Source organism: Dinghuibacter sp. (assembly GCF_035492835.1).
In the GTDB taxonomy this organism is placed as follows: domain Bacteria; phylum Bacteroidota; class Bacteroidia; order Chitinophagales; family Chitinophagaceae; genus Dinghuibacter.
In genome coordinates, this window is record NZ_DATJIY010000155.1 from 1 (window position 1) to 4,060 (window position 4,060).

At 59.2% G+C, this 4,060-nt stretch carries 4 protein-coding genes and 1 pseudogene; 3 read left to right on the forward strand and 2 right to left on the reverse strand.

Annotated features, from left to right (window positions below; all coding sequences use genetic code 11):
• Positions 1-112: 112 nt before the first annotated feature.
• Together mqnE and VL547_RS14080 are read left to right on the forward strand one after the other, a co-directional pair.
• Entirely contained in the window at positions 113-1,288 is a 1,176-nt protein-coding gene (gene mqnE / locus VL547_RS14075) for an aminofutalosine synthase MqnE (RefSeq protein ID WP_325578832.1), read from the forward strand.
• A 1-nt stretch (position 1,289) separates the two neighbouring features.
• Positions 1,290-1,688: a hypothetical protein gene (locus tag VL547_RS14080; RefSeq protein ID WP_325578834.1), complete on the forward strand. Its 399-nt coding sequence runs from the start codon at positions 1,290-1,292 to the stop codon at positions 1,686-1,688.
• 33 nt (positions 1,689-1,721) lie between these two features.
• Here VL547_RS14080 and VL547_RS14085 read toward each other — a convergent pair whose 3' ends face one another.
• Positions 1,722-3,152, reverse strand: coding sequence for an L-serine ammonia-lyase (locus VL547_RS14085; RefSeq protein WP_325578836.1), 1,431 nt, complete (start codon positions 3,150-3,152; stop codon positions 1,722-1,724).
• Between the two features lie 11 nt (positions 3,153-3,163).
• Positions 3,164-3,514 (reverse strand): hypothetical protein, encoded by a 351-nt coding sequence (locus VL547_RS14090; RefSeq protein ID WP_325578838.1) that lies wholly within the window; start codon positions 3,512-3,514, stop codon positions 3,164-3,166.
• 79 nt (positions 3,515-3,593) lie between these two features.
• Between VL547_RS14090 and VL547_RS14095 the strand changes: the two are divergent.
• Positions 3,594-4,060: pseudogene (locus tag VL547_RS14095) on the forward strand (hypothetical protein); the annotation flags it as partial.

The window sequence follows — 4,060 nt, forward strand, 5'->3', positions numbered from 1 at the left end:
ATTCCAGGAAATTCATCAAAATCAGACGGAGCTTGATCGACACGCGTGTTATTGGGTTTTACTGCGGAAGGTATATATAAATCCGTAATTTTGGGCCCTATAATTCAAGGCTATGGAAGCATCGACGCCGGGGGTGGAAGCCCTCATGCAAACGGTTGACGGGGAATTACGATCCATTGGTGGGAAAGTCGTCAGCGGGGAACGCCTCACAACCGCCGACGGGCTCACGTTGTTCGAGCGGGCGCCGCTGGCCTTCGTTGGCGCGCTGGCCAACCTCGTCCGGGAGCGCAAACACGGCCACACCACCTATTTCAACCGCAATTTTCATATCGAACCCACCAACGTCTGCGTATTCACCTGCGCGTTTTGTTCTTATTCCAGGCTCTATGCCCACCGGGAAGAGGGCTGGGAGCTGAGTACCCAGCAGATGATGGACATCGTCCGCTCCTATGACGGCAAGCCCGTCACGGAGGTGCACATCGTCGGCGGCGTGCATCCCAAGATGAACCTGAACTTCTTTATGGACCTGCTGCGCCAGATACGGGCGCACCGGCCGGACCTCCACATCAAGGGCTTTACCGCCGTCGAGCTCGACTATATGTTCCGGAAGGCCAAGGTTAGCGTAGAAGAGGGCATGGCGATGCTAAAGGAAGCCGGGCTGCAGTCCCTGCCCGGGGGCGGCGCAGAAATCTTCCACCCAGACGTGCGCGCGCAAATCTGCGCGGACAAGGTGGACGCCGATGGCTGGCTTCACATCCACGAGACCGCGCACCGGCTTAGCATGCACACCAACGCCACCATGCTTTACGGCCACGTTGAGACCTATGCCCACCGCATCGACCATATGGAGCGGCTCCGGCAGCTCCAGGACCGCACCGGCGGCTTCAATACCTTTATCCCGCTGAAGTTCCGCAACGGCGACAACGACATGTCGCATGTGGCGGAGGTGAGCGTGTCGGAAGACATGCGGATGTACGCCATCGCCCGGTTGTACCTCGACAACTTCCCGCACCTGAAGGCGTACTGGCCGATGCTCGGCCGCCAGAAGGCGCAGCTGACGCTGGCGTTCGGCGTGAACGATCTGGACGGCACCATCGACGACTCCACGAAGATCTATTCGATGGCGGGCGCGGAAGAACAGAAACCCGCGATGAGCACCTTGGAGCTGGTGGCGCTGATCAAACAGGCAGGGCGCGCGCCCGTGGAAAGGGATACGCTCTACCATACGGTGCACGACTATAGCGATGTGGCGCTGGATACTTTGCTGGCCGATCCCACTCTTAATTGATATGAAGCGAATAGTTATTTTGTCCTTGTTGGCGCTGGCGGCCTGCCACGGCGGCCACGGCGACTCCCTCGCCTACCTGAACGGTTACGCCGGCCGGTCCCCCGCCGCCGCGGGTATCTGGGACACCGAGCCCCTGCACACGAAGCTCAAGGACATCACCGGCGACCGGTACGATCAATTCGTAAAGTACATGAAGGCGTCGGGGCCGCTCACGCAGGACAAGTACCTTTATGCGATCGCGCCCGTCGACAGCGGTTTTGCCTATATCCTCATCGACACGAAAACCAGCAAGATCGCCGCCGCGATCTATACAAAGGCGGCCATCGAGAACTTCCAGGAACCCGGGGAGTCGTTTACCACGCCGGCAGGCGTGCAGGGCCAGCTGGATTCACTGAAGTAGCCGGCAGCCGTCCGAGGCGTGGCGCCGCGCGGCTCAGCACTCCGGAAGGCTCAGCGGGATATTCACCGCGAGCCCGCCGTCGGCGGTTTCCTTGTATTTGGTATTCATATCCAGGGCGGTGTCCCACATCGTCTTCACGACCGCGTCGAGCGAGACCTTGGCGTAGTCCGGCGCGCTTTGCAAAGCCAGCTGGGAGGCGGTGATGGCTTTGATGGCGCCCATGGTGTTGCGTTCGATACAGGGTATCTGGACCAACCCGGCGATCGGGTCGCAGGTCAGCCCGAGGTGGTGTTCCATCGCGATCTCCGCCGCCATCATCACCTGGCGCTGGGTACCGCCCATGACCTCGGTCAGGCCCGCGGCGGCCATGGCGCTGGACACGCCGATCTCCGCCTGGCAGCCGCCCATCGCGGCGGAAATGGTGGCGCCCTTTTTAAAGATGCTGCCGATCTCGGAAGCCGTCAGCAGAAAGGTCATGATCTTATCGTCCTTATATCCGTCGCAAAAGGTGACGTAGTATTGCAGGACGGCCGGGATGACCCCCGCGGCCCCGTTGGTGGGCGCGGTGACCACGCGGCCAAAGCTGGCGTTCTCTTCGTTCACCGCCAGCGCAAAACAGCTGACCCAATCCAGGGTGTATTGAAAAGAAGCGCCGCCCGCCCGTATTGCTTCCAGCCAGCCCTCGAAACCGTCATAGGCCCTGCCTTTGAGCAGGTGGTGGTTGAGCCCGGAAGCCCGGCGCTTGACCTGTAGCCCGCCCGGCAGGGAACCCTGGGTGTGACAACCGCGGTAGATACATTCGCGCATCACCCTCCAGATATTCAGCACCCCGTCCCGCGTTTCGGTTTCCGGGCGCCAGGTGTGCTCGTTTTCCATGACTACCTCGGAGATGCTCAATCCCGTCTTCATACACCAATGGAGCAGGTCTCCGGCGTGGTCGATGGGGAAGGGCAGCTGTACCACGGCGGAACCGCCGGGCAGCTCCCCCTCCTGCTGGATAAACCCGCCGCCGATGGAGTAGTACGTTTCGGCAACGGAGTCCATCCCCTCCCCTTCCAGTAAAAAGGTCAGCGCGTTGGGGTGGAACGGGAGCGTTTCGGAATAGAGGAAAACGATGTCCGTCGCGGGATCAAAGGGCACGTTATGCCTGCCCAGCAGGCGTAGTTGCTGGCGCTGCTGTATGGTGGCGACGTAAGTATCGATCGAGGCGGTATCGAAGGTAACGGGGTCTTCCCCGGCCAGACCCAGCATGACGGCAATATCGGTCCCGTGACCGCGACCGGTTTTAGCCAGGGAGCCGTAGAGCAGTACCTGGACGCGCCGGGCCTTTTCCAGCAGACCGCGGCGGTCCATCTCCAGCGCAAACCGCTGCGCGGCCCGCCAGGGGCCCAGCGTATGGCTGCTGGAGGGGCCGACGCCTATCTTGAACATATCGAATACGGAAATCGCTTCGCGTGTCTTCATAACTGTCTCGTTTAACCGGCGCTGCCGGGGGGTGTTACCGGCGGCGGCGAGGCGTCCTGTTGCGCCTTCCGGGCGGAAAATTCCTGGTATTGCTGTTCTTTACGGTCCCAAAGGTAGTACTGGCGGAAGACCGAATAAAACAAAACGACCCCGAATACACCAATGGCGACAACCAGGATGTCCTCACCCGATATAAAGGGGAGCCATTTATACCAGTCGTGGAAAAGTAAGCACAGCAGGATCGGGATACCGAAACACAGGCCTCGCGGCAATCCGTACAGCAGTATATGGGTCAGCGAACGCTCCCTTGCCCTATTCTCCTCCCAATAAACCATGAATTCTTTTTCCTGCTTCGTGAGCATTCCCGTTTGTTTCGGCAAAGATATTGATATTGAAATTCAGTATTTTCCTGTAGGTTTGTCGACAAACACCACAGAAAGCATGAAGATTTCCGATTTGCTCAGCCAATATTTGTATCAGCAAAAGGAACTGGTATTGGAAGGTTTTGGCGTTTTTCACCTGGACCCCACCGTTAACGTACAGGACGCCAAAGAGCCGCAGCAGGTCTATCAGGGCATTACGTTCGAGAACAACAACAAGGCAAAAACCACTCCCGAGCTCATCGACTTCCTTGTCCAGCATAGCGGCAAAATGCGGCCCCTCGCCATCTCCGACCTGGAAGCATTCCTGACCACGGGCCGGGAGCTGCTGAATATTGGCAAACCATTGATTTTAAACGGAATAGGAACGTTGAGCGGGGTGCGCGCGACGCACCTTGATTTTACGCCCGGTCCCTTTATCCCCGTCCGCCTGGAAAAAGAAGGACAATTCCGGGAAAGGGTCGCTACCAGCGAGGAAGAAATGTTCAGCGCCGAGGATACCCCCGGGGCGCCGGGCAACCCCGCCTC